At 41.1% G+C, this 6,083-nt stretch carries 7 protein-coding genes and 1 tRNA gene; 2 read left to right on the forward strand and 6 right to left on the reverse strand.

Translation table 11 applies throughout. The features are described from left to right. Nucleotides 1-24: 24 nt before the first annotated feature. The 3 genes from K1X84_16435 to K1X84_16445 form a co-directional block, all read right to left on the reverse strand. Nucleotides 25-612, reverse strand: a complete 588-nt coding sequence (locus tag K1X84_16435; protein ID MBX7153217.1) for a DedA family protein — start codon at nucleotides 610-612, stop codon at nucleotides 25-27. Nucleotides 613-659: 47 nt separating this feature from the next. Further along, complete coding sequence (locus tag K1X84_16440) at nucleotides 660-1,340, reverse strand: glycosyltransferase family 2 protein (protein ID MBX7153218.1); 681 nt, start codon at nucleotides 1,338-1,340, stop codon at nucleotides 660-662. 52 nt (nucleotides 1,341-1,392) lie between these two features. Beyond that, nucleotides 1,393-1,466, reverse strand: a tRNA-Arg gene (locus tag K1X84_16445). A gap of 148 nt (nucleotides 1,467-1,614) precedes the next feature. Between K1X84_16445 and K1X84_16450 the strand changes: the two genes are divergently transcribed. Both K1X84_16450 and K1X84_16455 read left to right on the forward strand, forming a co-directional pair. Continuing rightward, entirely contained in the window at nucleotides 1,615-2,019 is a 405-nt protein-coding gene (locus K1X84_16450) for a metalloregulator ArsR/SmtB family transcription factor (GenBank protein MBX7153219.1), read from the forward strand. Further along, on the forward strand, nucleotides 2,019-3,098 hold the full coding sequence (locus tag K1X84_16455; GenBank protein ID MBX7153220.1) for an SO_0444 family Cu/Zn efflux transporter: 1,080 nt from the start codon (nucleotides 2,019-2,021) through the stop codon (nucleotides 3,096-3,098). The genes K1X84_16450 and K1X84_16455 overlap by 1 nt, the downstream gene beginning before the upstream one ends. A 76-nt stretch (nucleotides 3,099-3,174) precedes the next feature. Here the strand turns inward: K1X84_16455 and feoB are convergent, their stop codons facing one another. The 3 genes from feoB to K1X84_16470 all read right to left on the reverse strand — a co-directional run. Then, on the reverse strand, nucleotides 3,175-5,388 hold the full coding sequence (gene feoB / locus K1X84_16460; GenBank protein MBX7153221.1) for a ferrous iron transport protein B: 2,214 nt from the start codon (nucleotides 5,386-5,388) through the stop codon (nucleotides 3,175-3,177). Further along, complete coding sequence (locus tag K1X84_16465; GenBank protein ID MBX7153222.1) at nucleotides 5,363-5,623, reverse strand: ferrous iron transport protein A; 261 nt, start codon at nucleotides 5,621-5,623, stop codon at nucleotides 5,363-5,365. Before K1X84_16465 ends, feoB begins: the two co-directional genes overlap by 26 nt. Then, nucleotides 5,620-6,083: metal-dependent transcriptional regulator (locus K1X84_16470; protein ID MBX7153223.1), on the reverse strand; the 464-nt coding region annotated here is incomplete at its 5' end. The genes K1X84_16470 and K1X84_16465, both read right to left, overlap by 4 nt.

The raw sequence follows: 6,083 nt of genomic DNA on the forward strand, positions 1-6,083 counted from the left end.
TTTTTTTATTGATAGTTTGTTCGATCAAGTTAACCACTTTATTATGAGAAAACCTCCGATGAGAAGTACAATAAAAGCGATCGACAAGATATCAAAATACTTGTCGATGAATTGTTTGATCTGCTCGCCGTAAATTCGTATGAGACCTGCTACCAGAAAAAACCTCATTGATCGTCCCAAGATCGAAGCAATAACAAAGGTTAAAAAATTAATCTCAAAAACTCCGGCACTGATCGTGAAAACTTTATATGGAATTGGCGTCAATCCGGCTGTAAAAATTGCAAAAAAAGCATGCTCAGAATATTTTTGCCGCACTAATTCGAAAACCGCATGCGTAAAACCTGGGATATAGTTAAAAAAGAAATCTGACATCAGATGCCATAAATTAATGCCGATCCAATAGCCAAACGCTCCTCCCAATACTGAAGCGATTGAACATACTGTTGCATATATCAGGCTTTTTTTTACTTTGGATAATGAAAGTGCCATCAGCAAAGGATCGGGGGGGATGGGGAAGAATGACGATTCAAAAAATGCTAATATGGCTAATGCCGGCGTTCCATACTTCGTATCCGCCCAGTGTAAAACCCAATCATATAATTTCCTTGTCATGCTTTTTTTCTTTTCAAGATCGACTGGCTGGCTCATAAAATCCTTTGCTAATAATTTTTATTGATGGTCAGTATAAACATTTTTATAAAACGCCACGTGTCAATGAAATGACGAATATAGCTTTTCTCGTCCGCATAAATAGTCGAGATTGGATAAAAACCGAACTTGCAGTCGAGGCGAGCCGCTTTTAAAATAAGTTCAGATTCCGTCTCATAACGCGAAGTTTTAAGCGATAGTTTTTTTATAATTTCATTTCGAATGACGCGATAACCGGATTGGCTGTCAGGGATTTTAATTGATATTCTTATCGAAATTATCCATGAGGTGAGCGAATTTGATATACGGCGAGGCCAGGACATTCGTGCATCGCGCTGGCGAACACCTATCACGAAGTCTAAAGAATGGTGCTGAAGGTAGTCGATCATTCCGGAAAGAGCCGTTGGGTCATGCTGTAAGTCAGCGTCAATAGTAGCAACCAAATCAAATTCATGTGTGACCATGTATTGAAACCCTGTTTTCAAAGCTGCACCTTTACCTGAATTTTTTTCGTGCTGAATTAATTCTGCTTTCAAGTTTTTCACAAGGTTCGAAGTCATATCAGTTGAGCCGTCGTCGACAACCAGAATTGTATAATCTAATTTATTGTCCAGAGAAAGGCGGATTCCATCGATAAGTTGGCTAAGAGTTTTCTCTGCATTATAAGCTGGAATGAGTACAAGTAGTTTCATAGGTCTAATAAAAAAGCCCTTTAAAATTTGGTTTTAAAGGGCTGCTGATTAGTACACCCGTAGGGAGTCGAACCCCAAACCTTCTGATCCGTAGTCAGATGCTCTATCCAATTGAGCTACGGGTGCATCATTCATTTAAAAGTGTGCGAATATATAAGGTGTGGTCAATAAAATCAAGTAGAATTTGATCATTAAAACGCCTTGGAGTTTTTTGTTGACTCAAAGCCGTTTTATTTGTATCTAACAGTTGAGCATTTATTCAACTATTGAAATTATGCATACCAATTTAGCCTATACCTCACGCCCTCATAAATCAATTGAAGATCAGGCGGATATCTGCGAGGCAGATTTTTTTGATGCAAAAAAGATTCGTGCTTTGCAAAAGCGAATGAAAACGGTCGAAGAATTGCATGAATTGGCAGAAGTTTTCAAAGTATTGAGCGATCCGACGCGCCTGAAAATTGTTTTGGCGTTAACCGAGTATGAATTATGCGTCTGCGATTTAGCCAATTATTTAAACGTAACCAAATCGGCTGTATCGCACCAGCTGCGTCTTCTAAGAACCATGCGGCTTGTAAAATTTCGCCGCGACGGCAAAATGACTTATTATTCACTCGATGATCATCACATTACCAGTTTATTGAAGCAAGCCACTGAGCATATTGAGGAGAGGCGATAGTGGAAACATTAGCGATTCAATATCTAATTGTTATCGGTTATTCGATTGTCGATACGTTGTTGGACGCATCATTCTATCTTTTAATCGGTTTTCTCGCCGCAGGAATCATCAAAGCATTGGTCAGTGAAAATAAAATCGTCAAAGAGATCGGGAAGGCAAATGTTGGTTCGGTGATCAAAGCATCGTTGTACGGTACACCATTGCCATTGTGTTCTTGCAGCGTTGTTCCGATGGCAACTTCATTACGAAAGAACGGCGCCAGTAAGGGTGCAACGGTTAGTTTTTTAATTTCCACTCCCGAATCAGGTGTGGATTCGATAGCTATTTCCTATGCTATGCTTGACCCATTGATGACCGTGTTTCGTCCCGTCGCAGCATTTCTGTCCGCTTTTGCAGCGGGAGTTGTCGAAAATTTTCTTGACAAATCATCGGATAAAGTGGTATTGCCACAAGTTTCCTCCGATGCGTGTACGAATTGCCATTGTGAAACAGAGAAAATAGAAGAAAAAGCCACATTAGGAAGGCGTTTGAAAAATGGAATTCAGTATGCTTTTACAGACCTTCTTGGTGACATTGCCTATTACTTATTTATTGGTTTGATATTATCTGGAATTATCGCGGCCTTAATTCCTGCAAATTTTTTTGAATATTACCTTGGCAATGAATGGATGAGCATGGTCGTTATGTTGTTAGTAGGTCTGCCATTGTATGTGTGTGCAAGTTCATCCACACCGATTGCTGCTGCATTTATCATGAAAGGACTTTCTCCCGGAGCAGCACTGGTTTTCTTGCTGGCTGGCCCAGCTACAAATATGGCGACGATGAGTGTGGTTAATAAAGTTTTAGGCCGTCGCTCCTTGTGGTCCTATGTGATTAGTATTGCTCTGGTGGCATTGCTGATGGGATTTGTTTTGAACCGGATATATGATGTTTTTGATATTTCGATTCAGATGCAATTGGGAAAAGCTGAAGCACTGATCCCTGATTGGTTGAAATACATAAGCATGATAATTTTCATTCCCCTTTTATTATGGGGTTTGAAACATGAACTGAAGCATCGCTTTTTTCATAAGCATTGACAGGCTTTTATTTAAAAAATAAAAAAACCGTGTTATCATGAATAACACGGTTTTTTGTTTTTACGAATTAAATGATTCAGAAAAGTAGAGGCCATGTTTGTGCAACAATAAAACAAACAGCGAAGGCTATCGACAAGGGGAGCAAGTTGGAAACCACAGTCCATTTTACACTTTTGGTTTCTTTCCAGATTGTCATCGTCGTCGTACTGCATGGATAATGCAGCAGCGAAAACAGCATCAAGCTGACGGCCGTCATGACCGACCATCCGTTTTGAACAAAAAGTTGTTTCAATTCAAAATCGCTGTCCAGTTCAGTCATCTGCCCTGCAGCCATGTAGCCCATAATGATGGTGGGGACAATGATTTCATTGGCCGGGATGGCAATAATATACGCCAAAAGAATGACGCCGTCCAAACCGATTGCTTGACCCATCGGCTGAAGAAAATTGGCTGCATGAGCAAATAATGAATATTGGCCAACGTAAATATTAGCTAATAGCCAGCACAAGCCGCCTGCAGGTGCAGCCATTACAATGGCCCGCCAGAGCACCAACAATGTTCGATCAATTAAAGATGTATAAATAATTCTCAAAAATTGAGGCCGGCGGTAAGGAGGCAATTCAATTTGAAAGAACGATGATTCGCCGCGTAAGCTCGTACGCGTGCTGAGAAATTTCGAAACAAGCAAAGTCACTAAAACGCCGAACAGAGTTATAAATACGATTGTGGACGCGGCGGCCACCGACGACAACGCCGATGGGAACGCAGCCGCTACAAATAGGGATGCGAGCATGATCAAAGTCGGCCAGCGCCCGTTACATGGAACAAAATTATTGGTGATGATCGCAATCAGACGCTCGCGTGGAGAATCGATGATGCGTGTAGCGATAACTCCAGCGGCATTACATCCGAAACCCATTCCCATAGCCAACGCTTGCTTACCATGAGCGCCTGACCATTTAAACAAACGATCCAGATTGAATGCTACACGCGGAAGATATCCGAAATCTTCCAGAAATGTGAAAATCGGGAAGAAAATGGCCATCGGCGGCAGCATGACCGAGATTACCCAAGCGAGACCGCGATAAACGCCATGCGCCAAAAAGCCGGTCAGCCACCAGGGGGCGTTTAAATAATTGAATGTATGATCTAATAAACCTTCAATTTGAAATAGCCAGTCCGCGAGAATCTGCGAGGGAATATTGGCACCCTCGATGGTCAAAAAGAAAACGATGGAAAGCAGAATTACCATTGCGGGAATGCCAAAAATTCGCGACGTCAACAAATGATCCAAACTATTGTCCCAAATTCGTATTCCGGTTTTTTTTGTAACAGCTCGTCGTGTAATTCTCTGAGCGTCGAGGAATAAGGATTCAACAAAAAGATCGTGCATAACAGGTTGAACGGATCGGCTTAAGTGGTCTGCTGTCTTGAAAATCGTATTTACCGAAGGATTCGACGGTGATGGTAAATGATGACTTTCCGTGGCCAGTGAACTATCATTATTCAGCAAAGTCGGTAAAAGTTCAGCAGAGTCCAAAGATTCTTTGATCTTTTGGTCGCCGTCCAATAAACGCATTGCAACCCAAGCAGGATTAGGCAGAGTCGGAAAAAGTTCGCGCAGGCTTGATACCAGTGTTTCCACTGGCTCTTTCAATTCATCAGGATAAGAAATTGCAAACGGTTGAGGTCTGATCTGTCCAGTAATTATCTCTTCAATGCTCTTTTTCAAGTCATCAAGGCCGTCACCATTTCGCGCAGACGTCAATACAACCGGAAGACCCAAATCATGTTCAAGTGATTGTTGGTTAATCGAGATCGATTTGCGTTTAGCTTCATCGATTAAATTACAACAAAGGATAACATTATTCGTTATCTGAGCGATCTGTAGTACTAGGTTCAGATTCCGCTCAAGGCATGTCGAATCCACTACTACCACTGTTACATCGGGTTTTCCGAACAAGACAAAATTGCGTGCAATCTCCTCATCGGTCGAAGTGGATAATAGCGAATAGGTACCGGGCAAATCGATTAAACGATAATGTCGATCATGAAAACGAAATTTGCCTTCCATGCGTTTGACAGTTTTTCCCGGCCAATTACCGGTATGCTGATTCAATCCCGTCAATGCATTGAAAATCGTACTTTTGCCGGTATTAGGATTACCGGCTAAAGCAATAACATACTCATGATGTGTCTTGGACAGATTAATTTGAAAAACCTGTTCCCGCGACTGTGCAATATTATTGGGGATAGCACAGGTATTACTCATATAATTGGCCTTTTGCATTTTGATTGACTTCAACAAAAATATTATCCGTTTCTTCTTTGCGCAGGGCAATTAGTGCGCCTTTAATCCAATACGCTGTAGGATCGCCTAAAGGACTGCGCTGGGCAACTTGGATTTCGCTGTCTTTAATAAAACCAAAATCAAGCAATCGCCGCCTTTGCAGGCCGTTAATTTTAATTTCTTTCAAGATTGCCGATTGTCCAAGTAACAATTCAGATAGCCTGATTAGCTTCATATCTTTCCTGCTTTTTTTACAAAAATATTTGATGCAACTTCTCGGCTCAGGAAATGTTCTTTTTTGCCATTAATTTTAACAATGATTGAACCGTCGAAAACTTCTTTTTCTTTTATAATAAGAGTAGCATTAAGCCCGATATCCATTTTCTGCATGAGTTGCAGTAATCGTTGTGAATCTGTAACGCGAATAATCTGGCAAGTATCGCCGACATCCATTTCTGCCAGTTTGTGGTAATCCACCTCATCTATTTCACCATCTAAAGTTGGAATAGGATCTCCATGAGGATCATATTTAGGCATACCTAAATATTTGTCTATTCCGTGTTCAAATTCTTCTGAGATAACATGTTCAAGCCGGTCAGCCTCTTCATGCACTTTGTCCCATGAGAAATGAAGCGCTTCAACTAAGAATAATTCCAGAAGGCGATGTCTGCGAATAACTTTCAAGGCAAGCTTTT

The organism is bacterium (assembly GCA_019695335.1).
Taxonomy (GTDB): domain Bacteria; phylum CLD3; class CLD3; order SB21; family SB21; genus JABWBZ01.